This is a genomic window from Roseiconus lacunae (assembly GCF_008312935.1).
In the GTDB taxonomy this organism is placed as follows: Bacteria; Planctomycetota; Planctomycetia; order Pirellulales; family Pirellulaceae; genus Stieleria; species Stieleria lacunae.
In genome coordinates this window covers 425917-452522 of record NZ_VSZO01000001.1, presented here as the reverse complement: position 1 = coordinate 452522, position 26606 = coordinate 425917, and the positions used below count along the sequence as shown (strand labels likewise).

The following is a 26606-nucleotide window of genomic DNA, read 5'->3' as shown; positions in this document are numbered from 1 at the left end:
TCGAGGCGGGGCGGGACGCTAGATCGTGACCGAAGCAAACCCGCCATCGATGGCAATATTTTGTCCGGTGACAAACGAAGACGCGTTGCGACTGGCCAACCACACGGTCGCGCCGGCGAGCTCCTCGGGCTTTCCGAAGCGTCCCATCGGCGTATGTCCGATGATCTGACCGCCTCGTTCGGTGTAACTGCCGTCATCGTTAAACAGCAGCTTGCGGTTTTGTTCGGCGGGGAAGAAACCGGGGCTGATCGCGTTGACTCGAACCCCCGTTGTCGCCCATTCGCGAGACAGCCACATCGTCAAATTAATGACCGCGCTCTTGGCTGCCGAATAGGCGACGACGCGCGACAGCGGAATCATCCCACTCATCGAAGCGATGTTGATGATGCTACCGACGCCGGCATCGATCATGTCTTGGCCGAAGACTTGGCATGGCAATAACGCACCACCGACCAAGTTCAAGTCGAACACATCACGCCAGGCCTCCAAAGGCAACTTACAGAAATCGCCCCCGGGCGGAATCGTCGCATCCGGGCGGTTACCGCCGGCGGCGTTGACCAACACGCTGGTCGGCGCACCGGCCCAGTCGCTGATCGCCTTGCGGGCGTCGTCAAGTGATTCTGATTTCAGTCCGTCAGCGGCGAAGAACTTCGCTTGTCCGCCGGCGTCGATTATTTTCTTGGCCCGGCCCTCGCCACGCTCGGCATTTCGGCCCAGGACGGCAACTTTGGCACCATTTGCGCCCAATGCCTCGGCCATCAGGCCGCCAAGTTCACCCGTGCCACCGATGACGGTGGCGACATCGTCGTTGAGATTAAATAGATCGTTCATGGCGGCTAATCTACTCGTTCGGATGAGTTGCTAACAGTGGCGGACGACAACCCTCCGTCGGAATGCACCGACCATCAACCGCCGATGGAATACATCGGGCGTTGGGGCTGCGAAAAGCCAGCCTCGCCGATCGCATGACTGGCGGCTTTGGCCGCAATCGCATTAGTAAACTGCTCAAGAATTGCCTCGTCGTCGGCGCCGCCGCGAAGCAACTCGCGGAGATGAAATTCCTGTTGCGAAAACAAGCAATTGCGAATCGATCCGTCCGCGGTTAAACGAATCCTGTCACACGCATCACAAAATGGCTTGGAGACCGATTCGATTAAACCGACCGAGACCTCTTGATTGAGCAGGTAGTCAGTCGCCGGCTGGGAATCGCGGTCGCCACATTCGGTGAGCGTTCCAAAGTGGGATTCGATGATCTGGCGAATTTCATCGCCACGCAGCACCCCGCCGTGGGTCCAGTTGCGATCGGCGTCCAGAGGCATGAATTCTATAAAACGGATTTGCACCCCTTTTTCGATCGCGAAATTCACCAAGCGAACGACTTCTTTCTCGGTGACTCCACGGATCGCCGTCGTGTTCAGCTTGATTCGCTCAAAACCGGCCGCGATCGCTGCGTCGATGCCGCGAAGCACGCTATGAAATCCTTTGCGGCGAGTGAGTGTTTCGAACGTTACTTCGTCCAGCGTGTCGATGCTGATGTTCAATCGCGTCAGGCCGGCACTGCGGAGCGGAACCGCCATCGATTCAAGCAGCATCGCGTTAGTCGTCAGCGAAAGGTCCTTCACCGACGGGATTTCGGCCAGCATCTTGACCAGCTTGGGAAGCTCTCGTCGCACCAATGGCTCACCACCGGTCAAACGCACGTCATGAATGCCGTAGCGACAAGAGACAAGCGTGACCACACGGGTGATCTCTTCGAACGTCAGCAACGTCGAACGCGGCACAAACTCTGCCCCTTCGGCAGGCATGCAGTAGGAACAGCGCAGGTTGCATCGATCCGTCACGCTCAGCCTCAAGCTGCGGTGCCGTCGTCCGAATCGATCTACTAACGCAGTTTCGCCAGCCATAGGGGTCTGTCTGATTTCCTTGCTTGTGTGGCAGTTTTGCTTCCCACGAGGAAGGTTTCGGGAAGCGGTGCGCGGTCGTCACTGAGCCAACGGTGCCAATGCTGTTGTCCAAACTAAATCTTAGGGATTGGCGGAGCATTCGACGGGCGTTAACCCCGATTGGCTTCTCCTGGTTCGAGATCTTGGCGGCGCGTGAACCGCACGTCTGGCATCCTACTGGCTGATTCTATCGCGATCGACGGTCGACGCACCTGCTAATGACATGGTGATTGCGTGTGCCGATACGACCCATCCCGTCGGGTTTTCGCCGCTTTTCAGTGTACATAACCGCTGGCCCTCAGTCCCGAAGGGGGGACGACTGTCGATTATTTCGAATCTATGGGCTTTGACGGCGACATTAAGATTTGCAACTTGATGATTCTCTCGCTACCCTCGGAACTTGGTTGATCAACGGCCGGGGACAAGTCCGCCTGAAATGGTGGGTGAGCGGAAGGCACTTTTCTGGATCAGCCCACGCTCTTTCTTTGCATCATTCAGGTGTTGATCATGCGACAGAATCGTGATCGCCAGAACTTTGGCTGTTTCAGTTCGAGCGGCCGCGTTTGGCAGTTGGGCCGGCGGGCACACGCCCAATCAGTGTTCCCCAAAGCAGTATTCACTAACGCCGTGAGCCAGCCGCTGCCATGGATGTCACCCCCGGCTTGGCGGTGCGTGTTTCTCGCGCTCGTAACGCTGATTGTTTTGCCAGCGTCGCTGGCCCGTGCCGGCGAGTTCCCGATCACCAATTCGCGTGATGCAAAACTGACACGAGCAAAGATCCAAGCGGCACAGTTTTTGTCGAAGGCGACTTTCGGGCCAACGGAGGATGACATTGACGCGCTGGCGACACGAATGACGCAAATTGGAACGCGTCCGGCGCTAGACGAATGGATTGATGAACAGTTCGCGATGCCGACGACGTCTCATCAAGACGTGACGTACGACCTGCTGCACATTGACGGGACCGATGACGAGGAAGAAGGAATCGGAATCTCGCTCTATCGGTATCAAGTCTGGTGGCACATCGCACTGACCGCGCCCGACCAATTGAAACAGCGTGTCGGCTGGGCACTCTCGCAGATCTTTGTGATCGGCGATTCCGGTGCCGGTTTCAACAATCAAACCGGGCGTGACATCGGCGAAGGAGAGCGATCACTGCCGGACTGGCTGGGCATGTCGCATTTCTACGACACGCTACTCGATGGCAGTGAATCGACCTACCGAGAACTACTCGAAGATGTCACGTACCATCCCTGCATGGGCGTTTGGCTCAGTTCGATTCGCAATCGTAAGGCGAACTTAAATCAAGGCCGCTACCCGGACGAAAACTATGCTCGTGAGATCATGCAACTTTTTTCCGTGGGGCTGTATGAACTACACCAAGACGGCCGTTTGAAAGTCAACGAAAACGGTGAGCTAATCCCGACCTACGACAACTATCAGATCAAAGAACTGGCCAGGTTGTTCACCGGATTTCGTTACGCCCACAATACCAGTGCGAGCTTTTACACCGGGCGGAACTTAGGCCAGCCGATGACGATCTATCCGCCCGAACACGACACCAATTACAACTATACCGATGAGTCAGCCGCACCGAATACAAAGACGGTTTTTGGGACCGTCCTTCCCCCTTTGCCGACTCCGTTGACCGAGCAAGCGGTACGTGATGAAATCGGTGCGGGCTTAGATGCGGTCGCGAATCACCCGAATGTGGCTCCCTTTATTTGCACTCGGTTAATCCAGCGTTTGGTCAAATCCAATCCTTCGCGAGCTTACCTTCGTCGCGTGACTCGCGTGTTCAATAACAACGGCGACGGCGTTCGCGGTGACATGAAAGCGGTCGTCAAAGCGATTCTGACAGACCCGGAAGTGTTCCGCGGTCAGCGTGTGATGCGGAAGCGAAATCCGTCACGAATCGATGTCGTCACACGAGGCACCGAGTATTCGCGATTGCGTGAACCGTTGCTACGCGTCACCGCTTTGATCCGAGCCATGAGACCTTCGAGCGACTATCCCGGCGGCTATATGATGATCAATCGCTACATCGAAAGTGATCTGGGGCAGATGGCGTATCGGTCACCGACCGTGTTCAACTTTTACCTGCCTGATTATCAACCACCCGGTGACCTGATCGGTTACAACCCCTCTCGCCGGATCCCCAGTGATGCGTTGTATGCACCAGAGTTCCAGATCCTCAATGGCGTGACAGCCAACAAGACCATGAACCGGTTGCGTAGCTTTTGCCTGAACCGTTACTCACAGTATTCAATGCGAAAGGGAACGTGTCGCATTTCATTCAACTTGGATGAAGAGATCGAATTGGCTCGCGATTTGGACAACCTTGACGAAATCCTTCGTCGCTTCGATCTATTGCTATGCAACGGGTCGCTCAGTGAAACGACGAAGACACATATCAAGGATGCCGTGATCGCCGAGACGACAGGACGCGACTACAACAACGTGCAACGCGTCGAATCAATCTTGCATGCTTTGGTCGTGTCGCCCGATTGTGCGATCGAAGAATAAGCCTCGTTTTTCGATCCGGTTTTTAAGGCCCCCATCGCCTCTTCGCTTTTCTGGACTGACAATCATGAATCGAACCCCTCAGGACTTCATGCGCACGTCTCGCCGAAATCTCTTGAAAGCAGCCGGGGGTGCTTGCGGGATGATGACCAACACGTCGCTGTTGGCCACGTTACTGAACTTGCAAGCGACAAAGTCGTTGGTCGCCGCTACCGATACGTCGGGTTATAAAGCGTTGGTCTGTTTGTTCCTCAATGGTGGGAACGACTCCTACAACATGCTGATCCCTAACGAGGGAAACGCGACGACCGGCGAATACGGCGATTACTATTCGATTCGCGGTGGTTTCGATGACGGGGTCAGCAACGAAGGCGGACTAGCGATCGAACAAAGTGCGTTGGTCCCGATCGTCGGCCCCCAATCACGCTCCTTCGGCTTGCATCCGGGGATGGCTGCCGAACAAGGTGTCGATCCGATCGAAACAAATGCCGGCGTTGCGAAGCTTTACAACGACGGGAATCTAGCGTTTGTTTGCAACATCGGCGCGATGTCTCAACCGACGACGCGGGCAGACTATGATGCTCGGGTGAATCTGCCCTTGGGCCTATTCTCTCATGCCGATTTGCAGCGTCACTGGCAAACCAGCTTTCCGCAATCACGCAATCAGGTCAATGGCTGGGGCGGACGACTTGCCGATCTACTGTCGAGCACCAATGGCAACCCATCGGTGTCGATGAATATCTCCGTCAGCGGGATGAATCTGTTCCAAACAGGCGTCGACGTGGTTCCCTATGCGATCGGTACCGGGGGAGCAACCCAGGTTTATGGTTACGTCCCCGGATTGTCGGGAGGTGGGATCCAGGATCGGATGTTTACACGAGCGTTTGATAACTACCTCAACGAAACGTACAGTGATCTTCTCGCTAAGTCTTTTAGCGACGCACAGCGAGATTCGACCGACGCGGCTTTGGCATTCAACAACGCGACGAATTCCGTTTCGATCAATACCGACTTCGCTGACGAGAGTCCTAGCAATCATTTGAAAATGATCGCGCGAGTTATCGGGGCACGGCAGCAACTCGGCCAGGGGCGGCAGATCTTTTTCGTCAATCTCGGTGGCTGGGACAACCACACCAATCTACTTGACGCCCATATGACGAATCTGCCCCGTGTCAGTCGGGCGATCAAATCGTTTTATGATGCCATGGTTGACTTAGAAATCGAGAACGACGTAACCCTGTTTACCGCATCCGATTTCGCTCGCACCCTGTCCACCAACGGTCAAGGAAGTGACCACGCCTGGGGAGGCCATCAGATCGTATGCGGAGGTGCAGTCAACGGTGGTACGTTCTACGGAGACTATCCCGAGCTGACCACGTCGAACAACCTGAACATCGGCCGGGGGCGTTTGATCCCGACGATGTCGGTCGATCAATTGGCCGCAGAAATCGCGATGTGGTTCGGCGTCGGCAACGACCAGGACTTGGAAACGATCTTGCCCAACATTCGCGAATTCTATGCTTCCAGTGAAACTCAAGGGCCGCTGGGGTTATTCAGCTAACGTGAGCGAGAAAATCAACGCCTTTCCCCAACCTGATTGGCACCTCTCTAGTAAACATCACGAACATAGCGTTGCTGCTGGGTCATCGTCTTGACGTACTGTTCAGCGGCAGACTCGTCCATGTTTCCATACTGATGGACGATCTGCTTCAGTGCCCGATCGACATCGGCAGCCATTCGACTCGCATCACCACACACATAAAGGTGTGCACCTTCCTCAAGCCACTGCCAAAGCGTCTGGCCGTGTTCTCGCATCCGATCTTGGACGTACACTTTCTGATCGCCGTCTCGACTGAAGGCCGTGTCCAATCGGGTCAGTAATCCCGTGTCACAGTAGTGGCGTAGTTCGCCTTCGTATAAAAAGTCAGTCGACGCGTGCTGATCGCCGAAGAACAACCAATTCTTTCCTTTCGCCGCGGTTGCTTCGCGCTCTTGCAAGAATGCCATGAAGGGCGCGATCCCCGTCCCCGGGCCGATCATGATCATCGGCGTGTCAGAGTTTTGGGGAACGGTGAAACCTCCATGATTCGGTTGGACGAACACCCGCAACGTTTGCCCCGACTGCAACCGTTCGGACAACATGGTGCTGGCAACACCTTTGCGAAGCCGACCTTCGCGTTCATAGATCACTTTACCGACCGTAAGATGAACTTGGTTACCGACGTGCTTCTGACTGCTCGCGATCGAATACAACCGCGGGTTTAGAGGCGAAAGCGTTTCCAGGAACTCTGTCGCACTGATGGGGACGTCTTTCGCGATCTCGATCACGTCCAATACGTCGAACCCTTCTGGGACTCCTTCATCAAGCATCCTTTCCAAAGTCGCCTTGGTCTGGGAATCATCAATGCGGCCGAGTACCAATTCGAGCAACTCATCGCTCGGGTCTCTCAGGCAGTAGTCGTCGCGGATCGAATCGGCGAGTGTTTTCGAGACACCGTTGGGTGTCGTCACCATCATGCCACCATTGCCGCCGATCGAACGAATGATCTGGTCGACAAGATCTTCGCAATTGGTCGCATAGACTCCGAGTGCGTCACCGACGTCATAGGTCACGCCGGATTCACCGAGATCAATTGCGACATGGCGTGTGTCCTTTGCCGAACCTTCCAAATTCAGTTCTCGCGATTCGATCAGCTTCGCCGCATAGGGATTTTTACGTGAGTAGCCATTGGCGGCCACGCCGTTGCTGCCGTTCGTTGCCGCTGACTTGGCGGGCGCGGCTCCGTTACTTGTACCGTCCGATTCCTTCAAGATTTTCTTGATCATCTTCGACGTTTCTTTGCCGCCGGGACTACACAAGGTCAGATTCGTTTCTTCTCCCGTCGCGATCGCTTCACTGTAACTTTGGCACAGATAACCACACGACCCGCAGTCAAGCTGCGCCATCGCCGCCATCAGGCGACGTTCGACCGGGCGTCCTTCGGCCATTTCCATTCGATCAACAATCGGCAGTGACGCATCATGCCAGGGAAAATCTTCTTCTTCTGGTTCGGCAGCCGGAAGCGTGTCAACCGAAACCCCCGCAGCTTCCATGATTTCTTGAGGATTGCCATTGGGATTGATTCCCATCATGCCTGAAAAGAAACCGTTCAGCCATGCGCGTTGCTCTTCATTGAACGGAGCGGATTCGGGAATAAAGCTTGTCGTCATGGTTCAGTAAAAGACGTCGAGTGACAGTGAGGAATAATCGTGACGTTGGTAGAGTTCGTTAAGCAGTCACGGCAACGAGGGATTTCAGTTCGTCGTCCGTTTTTCGGGTCGCAAACTCGATAAACGATTCACCCTGATCGCGGTTGTCGAGGTAACCCCGAATGATCCCGGCAAGGAGATCGGGAACTTCATCGAAAGCGACCGATTCAAAAAGCAGCCGGGCAATTCCTTGACGTTGCCCCCATCCGCCCCCGACATGAACATGGTATCCATCAACCATGTCATCACCCTTTTCGACCTTGCATCCGAGCAATCCGAGGTCGCCGATGTAATGCTGTGCGCAGCTGTGGTGACAGCCGGTCAGGTGAATGTTAATTGGCGATTCCAAATCGAATTGTGACTGCAAGTGGTCTGCAATCTGCATCGCGTGTGTCTTGGTTTCTGCGGCCGCGAACTTGCATCCGCCACTGCCGGTGCACGCCACCAGCCCCGCTCGAAATCGACTGGCGCGATAGTCGAGCCCCAATTCAAGCAGCCTTTCTTGAACGCGTTCCACATCCGCGTCATCGATGAACGGAATCAGCAAGTTTTGCCAAACCGTAAGACGGATTTCGCCATTCCCGTAATCGTTCGCGATGGCGGCCAATCCGCGAGCCTGGTCGCTGGTGATACGACCGACCGGCAAGACAACACCGACGTATTGCTTTCCAGGTTGAGCTTGTCGGTGGAATCCGATGTGAGCCAGACGGTCTTCGACATTCGATTGTTCAACTAAGCTGTCGTCGAATCGTGGCAACTCCATCCCGAGTTGCTCTTCGACCGCGGCGATAAATTTGTCGAAGCCCCAATCGTCAAGGACATACTTTAAACGGGCTTTCTTTCGATCGGTCCGATCACCATGACGAACAAAGACACGCACGATCGCGCCGGCGACGGACAAACACTGATCCGGTCGCAACAGCACGCCTGTCGGTCGGGCAAAATCTTTGTGACCGGTGATGCCACCGAGCGTCAGTTGAAAGTAAACACCTTCGGGGAACTTCTCGGTGGCCCGATCGGCGTTCACGCGAACGGCATGAAAGCCGATGTCATTGGTGTCGTCGAGTGCACTAATTGTTCCGCCGCCGTCAAACGCGATGTTGAACTTACGAGGCAGTCCGTACATTTCCCGCGAATTGAGGATGTAATGGTGCATCCGTTTTGCGAACGGAATTGTCTCGATCAACTCTTGCGAATCGATGCCACTAAGCGGGCTAGCGGTGCAATTTCGAATGTTGTCGCCACCGGATCCGAGACTTACGACGTCGAGCTCCCTCAATCCATAGAGGATATTCATCGCTTGGTCGGCGGGGATCTCACGATATTGGAGGTTGGCCCTCGTCGTGACGTCCAGGTATCCGCCTGCCGAACGATCCGACAGATCGGCGAGTCCGGCAAGTTGCCAAGCATGTAACAATCCACCCGGTAACCGCATGCGGCACATGAAACTGTCCTGGGCCGGCGCCACATAAAACAAGCCATGAAATTTTTGCAGGAACACATCGGTTCCTTTTGGAAACTCGCCTCGGTCACTGCGAGCTTGCATTTCGTCCCACATGTCAAGCGGATTCTTCTCGAGCTTTGCTTGCTCTTCTTTACACAGTTTTTTTCCTGACTTTGTCGTTTCACGCTGAGCGATCAAGGCGATCTTTTCTGGACCAACCGGAAGCGTATCCTCCGCTTTTCCGCCCACCGTGATCGAGGTGCCGTTGTCGCCGCTGCCTCCGCTGTTGCTCAGGACCGGTAACCGACTGACTGCCCGAGCGACATCGGTGCCAAACGCAAAACCAGAAAGGAATTGCTTTTGTTCATCGGAAAAGCCTTTGTCGTTACTCATCGTTGTCTCTGTCAGTGAAGGTGCGGGTGTGTGGTTGTTGGGATTGATCGATCGTTCATGTCGTAGAAGATCGTTGAACCGATCTGCAATTGCCTCTGCCCGGTAGGAGCAGCCATGGCTGATCGGATACGTCCGACGTGAATCTCAAGTCCATCAGGATGTTTCCCTACTTATCTGGACGGCGCAGTCCTTGTAGCTCGGTTGGTGCGAGTGCGGATCAAAGTGCGCGAGAGTCAGTTCGTTGACGATGCGATAGTGCATCGGGATAAAGACTTGCCCCCGTTGGACTGTCGGCGTGACCATGCTGGTAACGTTGATCGACCCACGTCGAGACCTGACGTTGACGACATCACCGTTGACGACACCGATCGATTGAGCGTCCCGAGGGTGTATCTCGACGTACGGCTGTTGCGGATACAGCTTGCGAAGAACTTTGCTGTTTTCTGTGCGAGTTTGCGTATGCCACTGGCTGACGGTGCCTCGTCCGGTCAGCAACAGAAACGGATAGTTTTCGTCCGGCGGTTCGGGCATCGGGAAAACCTGATCGACGATCAGTTTCGCTTTGCCGCTTTCGTGAAAGAAGATGCCGTCGGAAAACAAGCGACGCTGTTGACGTGGGGGCGATTGTTCTTCCGCCTCGGCCTTGGTATACGGCCACTGAATTCCTCCACAGGCGTCGAGCTGGGCGTATCCGTCGATACCGGTGATGTCATTCGGGCGATGCTCGCTCAGTCGTTGAAGGATCCGAAAGACCGCCTCCGGTTCTGTCCATTCGGAAAATAGATCGCCGACTCCCCAGTAGGCAGCGATGGCTCGAAAGATTTGAAAATCTGCGAGAGCCTCACCGGGGGCCTTACGAACCTTTTTAACCAAGCCGTAGCGGCGCTCGCTATTGATGAACGTTCCTACCTTTTCGCCCCAACCGGCGGCGGGTAAGACGAGGTCTGCGTGCTTGGCCGTTTCTGTCTGGTCGTACATGTCCTGGACAACAAGAAACTCCAGCTGGTCAAGCAATTCTCGAAAGTCACCACGATGGATCCAAGAATGTGCGGGATTGGTCGCGATCACCCACAGCCCTTTGATTTTTCCTTGACGGATGCCTTCGACGATTTCGTCATAGGCCCAGCTGCCTTGATTGGGAATTCGGTCGACGTCGATCCCAAGGTTGTTGGCAACTCGGTCCCTATCTTGGTCAGATTCGAATCGATAGTGCCCCAGTAGATTCGTCGTGTTACTCCAAAGTCGCGATCCCATCGCATTGCATTGGCCGGTGATGCTGTTCGCTCCGGTCCCGGGACGTCCGAAGTTACCAGTGATCAAAGCGATGTTGATGATCGCTTGTGCGACTCGTGTACCTTCGTAACTTTGATTGACCCCCATGGTCCACCAAAGTGACGCGGCATTGGCTCGTCCGATCGATTCCGCGGCCCGGCGAATATCGAGCACCGAGATGCCACAACGATCGGAAACGACTTCAGGTGTGAATTCGGAAACGTGAGCGGCAAGTTCTTCGAAGCCTTCGGTGTTCGCGTTGACGAAGTCGTAGTCGATCAAATTCGCCGCGATCAAATGATTGGTGATCGCATAAAGCAATGCCAAGTCACTTTTGGGGCGAAGCTGTAGGTGCTGAGATGATGCCATCGCCGTTTCGGTTCGCCTTGGATCGACGACGATGATCTCGGGTGACTTTTGATTGCGGAGCACCCGTTCCCACATGATCGGATGACCGATACATGGGTTGGCGCCGATGAATACCAAGCAATCGCTCTGTTCGAAATCTTCGTAGGTATACGGTGGCGAATCGAAGCCCAGCGATTGTTTGTACGCTGTGACCGCAGTGGCCATGCACTGCCGCGTATTGCCATCACCGTGCAAAATCCCCATGCCGAATTTTGCGAGTGCGCCGAGGAATGCCATTTCCTCACACACAATTTGTCCGGTGCTCAGGAAGGCCACCGATTCGTTTCCATACTTGGCCTGGATTTCCTTGAAACGCTTGGTAAACGTCGTCAGGGCGGTATCCCATGTGACTTGCTGCATACGTCCGTCGGGTTCGCGTAGCAGCGGGTGCGTGGCACGATTTTCAGAATTCAGCACCTCCAAGGCCTCCCAGCCCTTGGGGCATGCCATCCCTAAATTCACCGGATAGTCGGTTTCGGGAGTCAAGCCGATCGCTTCGCCTTCGCGAACGTGCAAACGCAATCCACAACCCGTCGCACAATAACCACATGTCGCGGTGGTCGTCGAATCGGCCTGCATAGCGTCAGGCGTCATCCCCAGTCCGTGACGCCCGGGATGAAGCAGCAACTCACGAGTCATTCGGCCGTCGCGTGCTTGCAAGACTTGTGGAAGCTCGAACCCACGTCGCGGCGAATCTGGTGGTGCGGTGGTCAGTGACTTGGGTGCCCGGGCCGTGGTTTCTGACGCCGTGGCCGAAACACCTTCGTTGGGTGCAGGTGCGATGCTCATGATTGAGTTCCTTTTCGGATAGCTGACGTACAGTTCCTGCTCACAGGGTTCCGGGTCCTGCTCACAGGGTTCCGGGCATGCGGTCGTAAACAACGCTCTTGAAGTAAAGCAAGCGTTCGAGATTTTCGCCGGCGATCAGTAGACTTCCCGCCATTGCGAGTAGCACACTTCCCAGCACATGGCTTCCGAGCAAGACAATCGTTCCAAAGCCGGCCAGCACCATCGCCGCCAAAAAACTTCCGACGCGAGCCTTGGCTAGCCCGGCAAGGTGCTTTTGAATCAGTCGGACACTGCGTTGATCGTAGTGATCGTGATCGTTTCCACCGCGCAAATAGACACGACTTTCCAGGCTAAGCTTCCAGCATGACAGCGCGATCGCGACGAGCGTTAACGTGATCGCTGTCTTATGGAAACCCGATGCGGCAAACACCACCGCAGTCAACTGAGGACCAGTGGCCAGCATCGTTCCAAAGAATCGAGGTAGCGTCCGCTGCTTGCGCCAAAGACGTCGCTGCGTCGCGATATAGATCATCGCACTGCAGTACAAGCCGGCGACTCCCATCGGAATCGCTGCCAATAAGACGGCGCGGCCGAGCCAATCCGGGATGTAGTCCCGGGGAATCCAAGCTTGAATCAGCGCCGGGATGTAGCTCCAAATTACCGGCAATCCGACCAGGCCGATTCCAAACGCTAGCGTCCCCATGAACTTTCCTAGCACAACGGCTTCTCGGCTCAGCCAACTCGTTCTCAGTCCCAAAAAGACTCGCCACATCCGCAACGGTTGCCCGAGGTGCATCGGGGCGATTCCCAAACCGACATTTGCGATCGCAAACGCCAGAAGTGCCGTTGCCAGTGTGACCGCGGTCGGGACCACCGTCCCTGTGATCGCCAACATGCCTGCCACAATTGCTTCGGTCAGTAACATGCCAACGGCAATCTGAGTCATCACCAGCATCACCGCTAGTGGCCAGTGGCTTTCGGCAACTTCGTCAAAGTTTTTGTCTTGAGGAACCGCATTGGTGCAATCGAGTGTGCGGGCGGAGACGAAGCGTGTCGTCGGTTGGGTGATCGCCGATGGCGGCGCCGATGGCACAACCGCTTCTGACCGATCCTCCGGCGTCTCGGTCGAGACAATCGAAATGCGGATCGCTTCGTTGGGGCACGATTGAACACAAGCCGGTGCTTCACCCACCGACAAACGCTGGTGGCACATGTCACACTTACGAACGATCCCCAAACGATCACTGTAACGAGGCACCTCGTAGGGACACATCATCGTGCAATATTTGCACCCGATGCACTGATCATCGAGATGTCGGACAATGCCGGTGACCGGGTCTTTGTCATACGCTTTGACCGGACAACCGTTCAAGCAGCCAGGGTCTTCGCAGTGGTGGCAAGCGGTCGTGACATGTTGAATCGCGGCCGGAAGATTTTCTGATTCGTCCCCGATCATCAGCGTTCCGACACGACGCCAAGATTCGTCCTCTTCCAACCCGTTCAGTGTATGACAAGCAACAACACAAGCCTTGCATCCACTGCACGCATCCAGGTTGACCTCGAAGGCGAATTGCTCTCCCGTAGACGGTGCCGCCAATGGGATCAGGTTTCGATAGTATTTTTCCTGAGCGGGTTCGTAATCCGAATGCTGTGTGTGCCAGTCGCTGAATGCTTCGACCGCAGTCAACTGCTGTTGTTCTTCCAGCAGTCGGCCGAGGAAATCGGGTTGTCGATTGACGACGGGTAAGGCGGTTGCCATCGCGATTAGTATCTCTGTCTGATCGACTTTCTAGGAAACCTTCCGAAGACCACAAGCCAAACGTGTTAGGAGAGTCGACGTCGTCGAATCCGGCCAAATACACCGCTTGAGACAGCGTTGTCGGCTAGCACACCGCATGGCATGGATCTTGGGAAAGGTTCTAAATGGACTCTGTTTAAAGGTTTGTTTCTAAAGCAACATGACGAGGACATTGGTCACGCGGTCGCCTTCGAAAAACGGCATCGCGAATGCCTTGTCACAACCTGGATCGGACGCATTTCGTCCGCGGCAAATCAACGAGGCGTCATCGGTCACCAGGGCAGTCCCCGATTCGATGACGCGTCCCGCCAAAGTTTCTGACATCGGGAGTTTCGTTTCGGGATGAAGCCGCCGTGAATCGTCGATCGCTTGATAAGCCGACGACTCCAGAAACACTTCGTCTCCGGCAACACGCCACACTTCAAATCCCTTCGCCAAAGGCGCGGCACTGGAACTGATCAATAAAACCGAAGCCAAGAATTCATCGCCGATCACGGGAATCCCAACGGCCACTTCCAAAGCCTCGGCCGAAGCCCCGGCGGCACGCAAAAATCCGGAATGTGATGGCAAGTGATCGTGAATGACGAAGCTCGCGTTGCGCCAAACTTGCCCGGGGAGCCCCGAACCTTTTTCAAAGCGAACGAATGAACTGACGTTTTGAAACCGTTCGAGTGCGCCAAAGTATCCTTTCGTCATGCTCAATTCATCGAAAACTCCGATCGGTTGCCAGACCTCCATGACGCCGCAGTCTTGGTCACGGCCTGATCCGATGAAACAGACGATGGTTTTGATCTCGCCATTGCAGTAGATCGGAACCGAAAGAACGACATGGTCGTCCTCTTCGGTCGACGAAATGATGGCCGGTAGCCCGGTCTCCCGAGTTTCGCAGATGGCGTGTTCGAATGCGGTTGACTGTTCAAACGCGCCCGGTTTAGGAAGCAGATGCAGATCACCATCGACGTGATCGATGACCACGATATCGATTAGGAAACTGGTGGGTGATTCGGTTGATGTCGTACTCATGCGATTGCCGCTTCCGCTTCGGCTCGCTTTTTCGCTTCCAGCTTCTCGGCGTCCGCTTTGAGTTTTTTATGATCTTGTTCTTCCAAGAACTCGATCATGTCACCACGCAAGTCATAGTAGTCGGGGTGGTCCAACACCTCAGCCCGAATGCGGGGACGTTGGAATGGCATTTCAAACACACGCCCAACTCGGGCCCGAGGTCCGTTGGTCATCATCACGACGCGATCGCTCATGAATAACGCCTCATCGACGTCGTGCGTGATCATCAATGTGGTGACTTTATCGCGGACAAGAATTTCCAAGAGGATCTCCTGAAGCTCCATACGGGTTAACGAATCGAGCATGCCGAACGGTTCATCGAGCAGCAACATGTTCGGTTTGAGTGCGAACGCCCGAGCGATCCCGACACGTTGTTGCATCCCCTGGCTCAGCGAACTGGCGCGGGTGTGAAGACTGTTGCCGAGTCCGACCAATGTTAGGTAATAAGCGGCGATGTCGTGACGCTGTGATTTGGTTCCGTGGGGATAAACTTGATTGACCCCAAGCAACACATTTTCCAACGCGGTCATCCAAGGCATCAAACAGGGTGATTGGAAAACAACACCGCGATCTGGTCCGGGACCATCAATCTCGTGATTGGCGACCACGACGCCTCCGGTCGTGATCGGATTCAGTCCCGCGACCATGGTTAGCACGGTACTTTTCCCACAGCCACTATGGCCGAGCAGACAGACGTACTCGCCCTTCGCCATGTTCAAGTTGAAGTCTTCGACGATGATCGCCGGACCGTTGGGCGTGTCGTAGGTTTTGCCCAGACGGTACATTTCGACGTATCCAGCCATTGATGCCGCCAGTAAGTGTGTGATGTTTAGACCGGTGAGTTCAAAATCGCCTTCCGTGGCAAAGCCAAACTCCGTGGCTTGAGATCGGGGAGTTCGATCGGAGACGTCTGTGACGCCGACGCCTGGTCCTCCCGGGATTTTTGACGTACCGCGACGAGATAGTTGGTGATCGCGTTGCGAAGTCCTTTGAACGTCTCGTTGTGATTCAATTCGGTTTTGACGCGAGGCCGATCGAGTTCGACTGTAAACGCAGGTCCCAAGGAAGCGTTCGGACCTGGATTCAGGGGGACGATCCGATCGGCCAGCAAGATTGCTTCGTCAACATCGTTCGTGATCAGCAGACAGGTTTGCCGCTCCTCTTCCCAGATCTTCAGAATTTCGTCTTGCATCGTCGCCCGGGTTAATGCGTCGAGTGCCGAGAGTGGCTCATCGAGCAACAACACTTTCGGTTTCATTGCCAGCGTTCGCGCTAACGAGACTCGTTGCCGCATCCCGCCGGAAAGCTCATGTGGCCGACGATGAACCGCATGCGATAGCCCCACCATTTCAATGAACTTGTCGGTGTGTTCACGTCGCTGTGCTTTACTCCAGTGCCGAAAAACGCGATCAACCGAGAGGGAGATGTTTCCCCGAACCGTTAACCAAGGCAGCAACGAGTAATTCTGAAAGACAATTCCACGCTCTTGACTTGGTTCGGTGATGACCTGATTCTCCATCACGATCTCACCGCTGTCGGGTGTTTCCAATCCCGCCAGTAACTTTGTCAGCGTGGTTTTGCCACTACCGGAAAATCCGACAACCGCGAGGAATTCACCGGGCCGGAGATTCAAGTTGATATTCGTTAAGACTTCGTTTCTTGTGACGCCACTGCCATAGCCTTTGCAAACGTTTCGCATCGCGATCAGCGGCTCGGGAGCCACCGGACGCGCGGCAGATTTGGGACGCGGTCGATCGAGAACGACGGTACTCATCGTGTGACTCGCTTGGGGTTAGGCGGCTTGCGGGTTGCCGAAACTGACAAGGTTCCGAAGGAAAATCATCACCCGATCGAGCAACAATCCGATCACGCCGATGATGATCACACTGAAAGCGATCCGGGCGTACGTTTGGCTACTGCCGTTTTGAAATTCATCCCAAACGAACTTTCCCAGTCCTGGGTTCTGTGCCAGCATGTCGGCGGCGATTAAGACCATCCAACCAACGCCAAGGCTAATACGAAGACCGGCGAACATTAGCGGCAGACTCGCCGGCAAGATGATCTTGAACAGCTGCTGACTCCATGACAATTTCAATACGCGAGCGACATTCATGTAGTCCTTATCGACGCTCGCAACCCCTAGTGTCGTGTTCACCAAAGTTGGCCAAAGCGAACACAGCGAAACCGTGACGGCAGAGATCAAAAATGCCTTCTCGAAAAACGTCTCGCCGGGTTTCGTCCCCGAGTATGCCCAGACGATGATCAGGAACGCCAACGGTAGCCAGGCAAGCGGGCTGACAGGTTTGAAAACTTGGATGAAGGGTGTCAGTGCCGCGTTGCACCAAGGGTTCATCCCACACAGAACACCGATCGGAACGGCGATCAAGGTGGCGATCACAAACCCAACAAAGACGGTTTTCAAACTCGTGAAGATCTGATCGACAAACGTAGGCGCGCTTGACGGACGATAGTTCGCCGCTTGGACTGCTTTTTTCTTGAGGACCAACGCATTGGCGAGCAGTTTCTCCTGACGCTCTCCGTCAGCCGATTCCGCTTGGGCGGTCAGATAGTTTGCTTTCGCGATCAATTGAATCGCTTCGGTGATCTTCTCCTGTTTCTGTTCTTTGTCGGCGGCTCGTTGCGCTTGGTGCATCGCAAACAACTCTGTCCCCGCAGACCACGTTTCCGATGGGCTGGGGAGTTTCATGCTGTCGGTGACCACCGTCTTGGCTGCCGCGTTCCACAGGAAGAGGAACGTCGCGATGGCGGCAATTGGAAGCAAGATAAATTTACTAATGCTCTTGAACTGTTCTTTGACGTCTTCGCCGGCAGCCAATCGAATGAAAGGCTCAACGATGGGCAGCCCCGCGACGTTACAAAACTTAAGCGCGTTTCCTCGCCAATTCATAATGATTTGTTATTCGGTAGAGATTCGGGAAGCAAATGGATTCGCCTTAACACGATCGACCCACAGTTCGCCCAGTCGGCCGAAAGAACTCGTCGGTGGGTGATGGTAGGGTCCATGCGTGATCGGGATCCACGGCCGGGCCGGACGTTAGGCACCGGACCCAACGTCCGGCCCGTTCTGGCCGCTTCCCGATCACACGGGCGGTGAGGCGGCCACCGCCGAGTGAACGTTTTTCAAGATCATTCCAACCGTCGCAAACGATCACGGATCTTTGCGACCGGTTCAGATGATCGCTATTGTTTTGCAAGTGGCTCGGGATCTTTATTGCCGATCTCAAAGCTATTGAGATACTCGATCGGCTTCTTCGCGTCGTAGGACTTTCCGTCGATGAAGTCCGTCGTCGGCTCACGGTAGCCGTCGTAGTCAGGACCCGGGAAATCGTTCGGCGAAGCTTTGCCCTCGGAAATCAACATGTCGGCTGCCTTGCGATAGATAGCCGGTTGATAGATGTCCTTTGCCTTTTCGGCATACCAACTCGCCGGCTTTTCTTCGGTAATCTGCCCCCACCGTCGCATCTGAGTCAGAAACCAAACGCAGTCGCTGTAGTGCGGGTAGCTAGCGTAATATTTGAAGAACACATTGAAGTCCGGCATCGGACGAACATCTGATTCTTGGAAGACAAACGTGCCCGTCATACTGTTGTCAATCACGTCTTCGTCCGCACCGACGTAGTCCTTGTTGGACAACAACTTTGCGGCTTCTTGGCGGTTGACCAAATTGCCATCGGCGTCGGTTTCGTCAAGCCACTTACCAGCACGGATCAGTGCTTTCACGACCGCGACATGAGTGTTGGGATACTCATCATTCCACTGCTTAGTGACACCGAATACCTTCTCTGGGTTGTTCTTCCAAATGTCGTAATTTGTGGTGACCGGAACACCAATGCCTTTGACGACCGCTTGTTGATTCCAAGGCTCGCCAACGCAGTAACCTAGAATCGTGCCGGCTTCGAGCGTCCCCGGCATTTGCGGCGGAGGAGTGACCGAGAGCAGCACATCGGCATCAATGGTCCCTTGAATGTTCTCTTCGGAATACATTCCGGGATGAATCCCCGCTGCAGCTAGCCAGTAGCGGATCTCATAGTTGTGGGTGCTGACGGGGAACACCATCCCCATATTGAAGTCCTTGCCTTCCTGCTTGTAGGAATCGACGATTGGCTTAAGCGAATCGGCTGAGATCGGATGCTGCGGAGTCGGTGATTTTAGCTTCGGGTCGTTTTCCTGCATCTGCGACCAGATTTCGTTGCTGACCGTGATGCCGTTGCCGTTGTAATCCAAACTGTAGGCTGTGATGATGTGCGCCTGAGTCCCGAAACCGATCGTCGCACCGATCGGTTGCCCGGCCAGCATGTGAGCACCGTCGAGTTGACCATCGATCACGCGGTCGAGCAAAACTTTCCAGTTTGACTGCGCTTCGATTTCGACGTTCAACCCTTCATCAGAGAAATACCCTTTCTCTTTCGCGATCACCAATGGCGCACAGTCGGTGAGTTTGATGAAACCAAACTTGAGGTTTGGCTTTTCGACGTCAAGGATTTCGACGACTTCGGCATCAGCGCCAGAAGCGTCTACCCCTTCAAGGCGTGCGACGTCAACCTTTGCCGCTGCCTTTTCAAGATCCTCCAGCGTGATCTCAGAACTGGAACACCCAATGGCAAACGCCACCAGACCAACACAACATAAATTCGCAATCAGATAACGTCGCAACGGACAAGCTCCGGGAGGTGGAACGGGATAAGGCCCGGGGAACTGAAACCCTGCGACCCGATTGCGATCACGCAGATCAATTCCAATCGCGCGAAACCGAATCGTTCGGTCGAGGTCCTTCACTCCTCCGATGGTGTGCCTACCCCGCACAGGCTGTGCCAACTGCAAAACAGCGACGCGTATTGCGTGTTTGCGAACACCGATTCCACCGTTAGACGCCCGTAGAGAGGATCAAGGGGCCGTTAAAGGGCGTGGCGAAAAAGAGGTGTTCGTTGACGATGCTTCATCGATAGGCATCGACACTCGCCGCATGCCCAGCAAAAGTGCAGGGGGAACCGAACCCCTGAATTTCGTGGCCGAGCCGAATAGCGTGCCGCGATCAGGTAAATTCGCTTCGTCAGCGTCCTGCTTTTCGGAGCCCAAAATCTTCACCGACGGATGCCATCAGGAGACGTTTTCGTTCGTCTCTCAAACCATTCGGCTCACGCTCCGTCGAGTCCAAAGGTTTGCGTTCGGCTGATCAGTCGACGTGCGATTGCACCGCAACCCTGGCCAGCGCCAACAGTCGCGTCCTGATCTACGAGGTTGACGAACAACCAATCGAGCATCAAAAGGTTTAGCGGACACGGCCAATGATAAAGTTTGACGACTGGAGGGATTGTCAAAGCTGAGAGAGAAACGACACACCCTGAGATTGGGCGAGTCGATAAAGCTGATTAGAGGTGCCGGTAGCGCCGGGATCGGCATCCGAAGGCTCGGTAAGTTTGTCTTCAATGCTTCATCAATTGAAGTGATCGAGGGCAGCCTACAGTTCGCAAGAACCGAGCGATCAATCTATTTCTCATTCGCAAGAAGCGATCCATCCCATTCCATTAGGAAGGAGTCCTAAGAGATGCTTTCCACTCTCAGAGCACGTCGGCGCGCACTCACGCTCGCTATCGCCGCAGGTTTTCTCACTTCTTCGGCGTTCGCCGAAGAGCACTTCTCATTCGACGGCGCCACGACGCTCGAACCCACCGTCGTAACCAACATCGACGGCGCCCCACTGGGCGGCATTCAGCTTGTCGCCGATGACACCGAGGCGACGGTCGGAGAAACCCCGGTACCGGTTGCCGATCCGGTTGCGATGCCAGAGCCAGTCCAGGTCGATCAACCAGTCCAGATCGATCAGTCTGAACCTTGGTCGAGTGCCTCGCCAGCGGCATCGAGCTGTAATTGCTGTTCGACCCCATGCTGCACCAAGGCAAAGAAAGATGCAGCGATGGCCGGCATGAAAGGAGCCTACAAAGGCGTCTTTTACGCGAATGACTTCAGCTATCTGAATGATCCCTGCTATGACGGGCCTTCGTTTTTCGGCGATTCATTAAAAGGGATGTGGGGCGGCAAGCTGGACGTCGGCGGGGAAGCTCGCGCCCGCTTTCATCACGAAAATAATCATCGTGGGTTGGGCCTGACCGGAAACGATGACAACTTTTTCCTGACCCGCTACCGCATGTTTGCCAACATGCGGGTTAACGAGTACTTTCGCATTTACGGCGAATACTTGTATGCCGATTCTGGCGGAGAAACATTCAACAATCGCCCGATCGAAGAAAACCGCGGCGAGATTCAAAACCTGTTTCTCGACACACGGCTTACCGACGACTTGTCGGTACGGATCGGACGTCAGGAGTTGTTGTTTGGTGATCAGCGGTTAATTTCACCGTTGGACTGGGCCAACACTCGCCGGACTTTTCAAGGGGTCCGTGGCACCTACCAAGGATGCGATTGGACGGTCGATGGTTTCTTCGTTAACCCAGTCAATCGAAACTTTGCCAACGAAAGCAAAATCGATGATGCGAACGAAGATGTCGATTTCTACGGCGTCTACTTGTCGAACCCGTCGACGCCCTATGGCTCGGTTGACTATTACTACCTTGGGCTCAACAACCAAGTGCTGGATTTCGACTACCACACCATTGGTAGCCGCTGGTCGGGCACGGTCGGCAAAGGCTGGCTTTATTCCTACGAAGGCGGCACCCAGTTCGGATCGAACAGCCCGGGTTTCGGTGATCACAGTGCGAACTTCTTTACCGGTGGATTGGGGCGTCAACTCAATCTGTGCACTTCGTGTGGTCCGTGGAAACCAACCGTGTGGGCTTGGTATGACTGGGCATCCGGTGACGACGATGTTCCCGCGGCGCGGGGCGATGACGGCTTTGACCATCTATTCCCGTTGGCACACAAATACCTCGGCCTGATGGACTTGTTTGGCCGACGGAACATCCACGATTTGAACTTCCAATTCATCACGCCAATTCTCGGCGATAAAGTGAAGTTGTTGCTGTGGTACCACAACTTTTGGTTGGACGAGTTGACCACCCCCTACAACGTCACGATGGCTCCATTTAACGCAAACAATGCGGCCGGCGATCGCGAATTGGGACAAGAAATCGATGTCGTGGTCACAGCGACAATCAACCCTCGCATGAACGTCCAGGTGGGGTACTCGCACTTCAATACCGGCGATTACTACCGAACGACAGCCGGCGTACCAACCGCCGATGATGCAGACTTCTTCTGGACCCAGTGGCAATGGCGGTTCTAAAGAGATCGCTATTGAAAGCCATGTGATCCGCTAGACTAACTTCGATCAACGGCGGCCTGCCGAGATGCAGGTCGCCGTTTTTTTATTCGGTCGATTTAATGTCTACTCATCATCGGCATACCAACACACGGCCTCGCGGTCCCGCAAATCATGGACTTGGGTCCGGCAGATTACCCTCGTGATGCAAAGGCGTTGTCGCGGGCGTCGGCGTCAGCGATGATGGTGCACATTCTGCAACGTTCCACGAGAGAGCAAGATTCATCGTGACCGACCATCTGTCCAACGATCCGTACCAGACGCCGCAGCCCACCCCGGAGAACGAATCCGAAAGCTCTGGCGATCACGGTTGGCAAACGACGCCGTACCCGATCGCTACGATGCCCCCCGGGATCCCTTACATCGTTGGAAACGAGGCGGCCGAGCGATTCAGCTTCTATGGTATGAAGGCAATCCTGACGGTCTTCATGACACAGTACTTGCTCGGAAGCAACGGCGAGCTGTCGACGATGAACGACAACGATGCCAAATTTTGGATGCATACGTTTGTGATGGCAGCCTACTTCACACCAATCCTTGGTGCGGTGTTGGCAGACTGGCTGTTGGGCAAGTATCGTACGATCCTTTATCTCTCGGTGCTGTACTGTATTGGACACCTCGCGCTGGCTCTCGATGAATCTCGGGTCGGATTGGCAATCGGGCTGGGGCTGATCGCGTTTGGAACCGGGGCGATTAAGCCTTGTGTGTCTGCGCACGTCGGAGACCAATTCGGCAAGAAGAACTCTCACCTTCTCGGTCAAGTCTTCGGTTGGTTCTACATCGCGATCAACTTGGGGGCATTCTTGTCGACGTTGCTGACCCCCTTGCTGCTCGAACACTATGGATCACAAGTCGCGTTCGGTGTGCCCGGAGTCCTAATGGCGATCGCGACGCTATTGTTCTGGATGGGCCGACATCGCTTCGTTCATATCCCAGCTCGCGGGCCCCAAGTGTTCAAAGATGCGTTCACCGGCGAAGGGCTTGCGTCACTGAAACGGCTTGCACCGCTGTACCTACTCGTCGCTGTGTTCTGGAGCCTGTTCGACCAGACCGCGAGTGCCTGGGTCTTGCAAGCGGAAAATATGGACCGCAACGTCTTCGGGGTCGAGTTACTCAGCAGTCAAATTCAAGCGGCGAACCCGTTCTTGATTTTGGTCTTGGTTCCGTTGTTCACGTACGTCGTTTATCCGGCGATCGACAAGTTCTTTCCCTTGACGCCGCTTCGGAAAATCGGCATCGGCATGTTCATCACCGTCAGCTCGTTTACCGTCAGCGCCTTCATCGAACAAGCGATTACAGCCGGAGGGACTCCGAATATCTCCTGGCAGGTCTTGGCGTATGTGCTATTAACTTCTGCCGAAGTCATGGTCTCGATCACCTGCTTGGAATTCAGCTATACGCAATCGCCCAACAGCATGAAAAGTATCGTGATGAGCGTTTACCTGCTGTCGGTCTCCTTCGGCAATGCGATCACCGCGTTCGTCAACGCGGTGATCAGCAACGAAGACGGTACAAGTAAACTCGAAGGCGCATCGTACTACTGGTTCTTCACCGGACTGATGCTTGTCGCCGCGATTGTTTTTGTCGCTGTCGCCATGCGTTATCGAGGCAAGGAGTATATCCAGGAATTCGATACCGAGGCCGAAGCGGAAGCCGAGGGCCCCGGATTTAGCGGTTGACGCAATGTTTCATCTGCTGACGGGCCGAACCCGATGACCTGTCTCGACAGAAACCTCATCCGCGAAGCGACGGTCAGTGCCACGGGGGCCATCCCGTGGCCTTGGGGGAAGCATTGCAATCGATCCGCCGGACGTCAGCGATTCGAGACTCGGGAACAAAACATCAACTTATAACCGACGCCGTAACTCAGCCAAATCGAACAGGTCGAGGTCTCCATCATCGTCGGCGTCAAACGCCTCATCGAATGATTGTGTGGCGAGCAAACCTCCGAGATGGCGGAGGTCGAATTGATCAACATCTTGGTCACCGTCTCGGTCACCAAAGAGTCGGAAGAAGCGATCCGAGGCGACTTCGCCAAACCGATAGTCGCCACCGGGGCGTTCATTGTTATCTCCGTCAAGTGCGATGCCTCCGCTCGTTACCATTGATGCATCGATTCGAAGTCGATAGCGCCCATCGATCAGCGAGCCGGTCGCATCGGAAAGGTTTCCGGAGAAGGTCAGCGTGATTTCGGTATGATCGATCACATCTCTCGCCGACATGGCAAGGCCGACCGACGCTTCTTGAAGATCTTCGATGCCATCACGAAGTATCTGGATCGCCCCCGGTTGAACCGAAACAATGCGGTCAAACACGACCGTCAAACTGCGAACAACCGAGCGGCTTCCTTCAATCACACGCTGCCCAGCGACACGTGTTTCGACAACCCGCGGCGGATCGATCTGAAGGCCCGGTGCAAACCCGGGTGACCCAACATCAAGTGGACTCAGCGGACTCCCGGAAGGATGTCGAGCCTGGTCGACACCGAGATTAGAAATCAACCAGTGATCACCGATGCTGTTGTCCAGACGAACGTCGCTGAGGTAAATACTTGAGGCGTTGTTGTCCATCGGCCAAGAACTGCCGTCGTCATCATAAGGCACAATGTCCTGGACAGCTCCGGTGGCGTCAAGCAATTCCAGGCTTTCATTTGTTGCCGTCGGAGAGTTCGAAAGGCTTCCCCACGTCAGGCCAATGACCATGGCCTCTGGCGGAATCGACCAGCGATCACGAAAGTCTGCCGAATCGACTGCGTCGTTGTGCAAGATGGCAACTTGACCAGGCGGCAAGGGCGAGACATCAGGAATCGGTGACCAATCAGTCGGGTCTTCGTCATCAAGTTGCCATCCAGACAAATCAACGGCGCCCGGACCAAGGTTGGCAATCTCAATCCATTCACCGTCAGGTTCATCGCCGGCGGGGTTGTACATCACCTCGCTGATCACAACCGACGCCGCATCATTGTCGTCAATGCGAACCGACAAAGAGACCTCGTCGACCGATTGGTACGTCAGGTCTGAGCTGACGGCGGAGTGAGTGATCCGACTAACCGCGGTTCCGCCACTTTCTGAATTCTCGAGTGCACCAATAGAAACGGTCTGCGGCACCAATGCATCACCCGGCGTGAACGTCAGTACGACTTGTCCACTTCCGTTGACCTGCGTCTGACCGTCGGTCGCGATCGTAACCTGAACGTCAGCATCGGGCACGGTTCGCAACGACACTTCGTAGGTCACCGAATCACCTCCCTCGGTCAATCGAAGATCGCTACCGCCCGTGTTGACATAGATCCCCGGAACGACGACATCAATTTCATAGTCAACGACGACGGGAAGATGATCGCTGGCGGCGGCCAATGCACCCAGAACGCCAGGTGAAGCTCCCGACCCCGTGGTGATATCCGAATTGAACGTATGGGTTCCGTCGTTGCCAAAAGCCCGGTACGACCCATCGATGTACTGTAGGCCTTCGTCATCAAACACGGCTGCACTGGCAAGCTGAAAATCGTAACGATCGTCCATCCCTCCGGCACCATTGATCGCCGGGTTTTGCGTATGGATGTCGATGTACCGCGGGTCGTTCTTCCATTGACCAGGTGTATCGATGGGGTCGAACAATTGGCCGGTCCCTGACCGCAAGAAGTTTTGATACGCTCCCTCACTGCTGCCCGAGATATTGAAATCTCCCATTACGATGACATCTTGATGGTCACCCAGTGAATCGATGTCCAACCGAATCGCGTTGGCCTCGGCCGTTCTGCGACTCGCGTTGCCACCACTCGAACCGGCTTTCAGGTGAGTCGTATAAAGGTAGAAATCGCTTTGTCCGTCGCTGCCGATCGGACGAAATTGGCCACGCATAATTCGGTGGGCAAAAGCCTGCATTCCCGGCGTTTGGGCAACAACAGAAGTGGACACGAGATCAAAAATTCCTGTGTCGTAAACAAACCCCGTTGCGTCGTCACCAGAATCTAACGTCGTTACCGCCCGTCCAAAATCCTTTTGTGGGTAGAGCGATTCGAGCAAGGTTTCGATACGGGCGATCGAATTGCCACCAAGCTCTGCATTGTCAGTTTCTTGAAGCGCGATGATCGAAGGCGGCATCGAGTTGCCAACGACAACTTCGTCGCCGATCGCTTCGAAAACGGTCGAAAAGTACGCATCTTCGGTTGGGCTATTAGGAGCGTTGGCGGTGTTCCAGGAAACAATGCGAACGGCCGACAAGCACAGTCGCTGCTCCAAAGGCTCACCGCGCAACCGCCGCAGCGTTCTTGAACACGCAACCCGAGAAGCGACGCAAACGGTCATGAGTAGACCCGAAAACTTGGACAAGGTGCAATGGGAACTGCAATAGGTTCGCCCAAGCGTGCCCGGATTGATACCCCTTTCCCTGGGGTGGTTGCGACCGTGCCGGCAAATGTCATTCGCG

Annotated in this window: 16 protein-coding genes; 4 read left to right on the top strand and 12 right to left on the bottom strand. The window is 54.9% G+C overall.

Translation table 11 applies throughout. The annotated features are described in order from the left end of the window. Positions 1-18: 18 nt before the first annotated feature. Positions 19-831 carry an SDR family oxidoreductase gene (locus FYC48_RS01585; protein ID WP_149494946.1) on the bottom strand — a complete coding sequence of 271 codons (813 nt, stop codon included), beginning with the start codon at positions 829-831 and terminating at the stop codon, positions 19-21. Between the two features lie 74 nt (positions 832-905). Further along, a complete protein-coding gene (moaA, locus tag FYC48_RS01580) occupies positions 906-1904 on the bottom strand; it encodes a GTP 3',8-cyclase MoaA (protein WP_149494945.1) in 999 nt (332 codons plus the stop codon). Positions 1905-2570: 666 nt separating this feature from the next. Between moaA and FYC48_RS01575 the strand changes: the two genes are divergently transcribed. Continuing rightward, entirely contained in the window at positions 2571-4469 is a 1899-nt protein-coding gene (locus tag FYC48_RS01575; RefSeq protein WP_160149269.1) for a DUF1800 family protein, read from the top strand. Between the two features lie 64 nt (positions 4470-4533). Further along, the gene (locus FYC48_RS01570) at positions 4534-6027 is read left to right on the top strand and encodes a DUF1501 domain-containing protein (RefSeq protein ID WP_160149268.1); all 1494 of its coding nucleotides are present in this window, start codon (positions 4534-4536) and stop codon (positions 6025-6027) included. 47 nt (positions 6028-6074) lie between these two features. Here the strand turns inward: FYC48_RS01570 and FYC48_RS01565 are convergent, their stop codons facing one another. The 9 genes from FYC48_RS01565 to FYC48_RS01525 form a co-directional block, all read right to left on the bottom strand. Then, entirely contained in the window at positions 6075-7676 is a 1602-nt protein-coding gene (locus tag FYC48_RS01565; RefSeq protein WP_149494942.1) for a sulfite reductase subunit alpha, read from the bottom strand. 58 nt (positions 7677-7734) lie between these two features. Next, positions 7735-9552, bottom strand: coding sequence for a NirA family protein (locus FYC48_RS01560; protein WP_149494941.1), 1818 nt, complete (start codon positions 9550-9552; stop codon positions 7735-7737). A gap of 153 nt (positions 9553-9705) precedes the next feature. Beyond that, positions 9706-11871, bottom strand: coding sequence for a molybdopterin oxidoreductase family protein (locus tag FYC48_RS01555; RefSeq protein ID WP_235034107.1), 2166 nt, complete (start codon positions 11869-11871; stop codon positions 9706-9708). A gap of 211 nt (positions 11872-12082) precedes the next feature. Beyond that, positions 12083-13780 (bottom strand): DmsC/YnfH family molybdoenzyme membrane anchor subunit, encoded by a 1698-nt coding sequence (locus FYC48_RS01550; protein ID WP_149494940.1) that lies wholly within the window; start codon positions 13778-13780, stop codon positions 12083-12085. Between the two features lie 189 nt (positions 13781-13969). Next, a complete protein-coding gene (locus FYC48_RS01545; RefSeq protein WP_149494939.1) occupies positions 13970-14842 on the bottom strand; it encodes a GAF domain-containing protein in 873 nt (290 codons plus the stop codon). Further along, a complete protein-coding gene (locus tag FYC48_RS01540) occupies positions 14839-15684 on the bottom strand; it encodes an ABC transporter ATP-binding protein (RefSeq protein ID WP_149494938.1) in 846 nt (281 codons plus the stop codon). Before FYC48_RS01540 ends, FYC48_RS01545 begins: the two co-directional genes overlap by 4 nt. Positions 15685-15710: 26 nt before the next feature. Continuing rightward, positions 15711-16655, bottom strand: coding sequence for an ABC transporter ATP-binding protein (locus FYC48_RS01535; RefSeq protein ID WP_149494937.1), 945 nt, complete (start codon positions 16653-16655; stop codon positions 15711-15713). An 18-nt stretch (positions 16656-16673) separates the two neighbouring features. After that, positions 16674-17789 (bottom strand): ABC transporter permease, encoded by a 1116-nt coding sequence (locus FYC48_RS01530; protein ID WP_149494936.1) that lies wholly within the window; start codon positions 17787-17789, stop codon positions 16674-16676. Between the two features lie 293 nt (positions 17790-18082). Further along, positions 18083-19555: a CmpA/NrtA family ABC transporter substrate-binding protein gene (locus tag FYC48_RS01525; protein ID WP_235034106.1), complete on the bottom strand. Its 1473-nt coding sequence runs from the start codon at positions 19553-19555 to the stop codon at positions 18083-18085. An 892-nt stretch (positions 19556-20447) separates the two neighbouring features. On the opposite strand from FYC48_RS01525, the gene FYC48_RS01520 reads away from it, so the two are divergent. Further along, complete coding sequence (locus tag FYC48_RS01520) at positions 20448-22142, top strand: alginate export family protein (protein WP_200836511.1); 1695 nt, start codon at positions 20448-20450, stop codon at positions 22140-22142. 263 nt (positions 22143-22405) lie between these two features. After that, entirely contained in the window at positions 22406-23857 is a 1452-nt protein-coding gene (locus FYC48_RS01515) for a POT family MFS transporter (RefSeq protein WP_230773711.1), read from the top strand. Between the two features lie 168 nt (positions 23858-24025). Here the strand turns inward: FYC48_RS01515 and FYC48_RS01510 are convergent, their stop codons facing one another. Then, complete coding sequence (locus FYC48_RS01510) at positions 24026-26485, bottom strand: lamin tail domain-containing protein (protein WP_149494934.1); 2460 nt, start codon at positions 26483-26485, stop codon at positions 24026-24028. Between the last annotated feature and the right edge of the window lie 121 nt (positions 26486-26606).

What these genes read in the sequence shown, in the direction of transcription:
- FYC48_RS01550 (WP_149494940.1), bottom strand. Translation starts at nt 13,780, where the DNA reads ATGGCAACCGCCTTACCCGTCGTCAATCGACAACCCGATTTCCTCGGC.
- FYC48_RS01555 (WP_235034107.1), bottom strand. Translation starts at nt 11,871, where the DNA reads ATGACTCGTGAGTTGCTGCTTCATCCCGGGCGTCACGGACTGGGGATG.
- moaA (WP_149494945.1), bottom strand. Translation starts at nt 1,904, where the DNA reads ATGGCTGGCGAAACTGCGTTAGTAGATCGATTCGGACGACGGCACCGC.
- FYC48_RS01530 (WP_149494936.1), bottom strand. Translation starts at nt 17,789, where the DNA reads ATGAATTGGCGAGGAAACGCGCTTAAGTTTTGTAACGTCGCGGGGCTG.
- FYC48_RS01535 (WP_149494937.1), bottom strand. Translation starts at nt 16,655, where the DNA reads ATGAGTACCGTCGTTCTCGATCGACCGCGTCCCAAATCTGCCGCGCGT.
- FYC48_RS01540 (WP_149494938.1), bottom strand. Translation starts at nt 15,684, where the DNA reads ATGGCTGGATACGTCGAAATGTACCGTCTGGGCAAAACCTACGACACG.
- FYC48_RS01520 (WP_200836511.1), top strand. Translation starts at nt 20,448, where the DNA reads ATGCTTTCCACTCTCAGAGCACGTCGGCGCGCACTCACGCTCGCTATC.
- FYC48_RS01570 (WP_160149268.1), top strand. Translation starts at nt 4,534, where the DNA reads ATGAATCGAACCCCTCAGGACTTCATGCGCACGTCTCGCCGAAATCTC.
- FYC48_RS01560 (WP_149494941.1), bottom strand. Translation starts at nt 9,552, where the DNA reads ATGAGTAACGACAAAGGCTTTTCCGATGAACAAAAGCAATTCCTTTCT.
- FYC48_RS01545 (WP_149494939.1), bottom strand. Translation starts at nt 14,842, where the DNA reads ATGAGTACGACATCAACCGAATCACCCACCAGTTTCCTAATCGATATC.
- FYC48_RS01585 (WP_149494946.1), bottom strand. Translation starts at nt 831, where the DNA reads ATGAACGATCTATTTAATCTCAACGACGATGTCGCCACCGTCATCGGT.
- FYC48_RS01510 (WP_149494934.1), bottom strand. Translation starts at nt 26,485, where the DNA reads ATGACCGTTTGCGTCGCTTCTCGGGTTGCGTGTTCAAGAACGCTGCGG.
- FYC48_RS01565 (WP_149494942.1), bottom strand. Translation starts at nt 7,676, where the DNA reads ATGACGACAAGCTTTATTCCCGAATCCGCTCCGTTCAATGAAGAGCAA.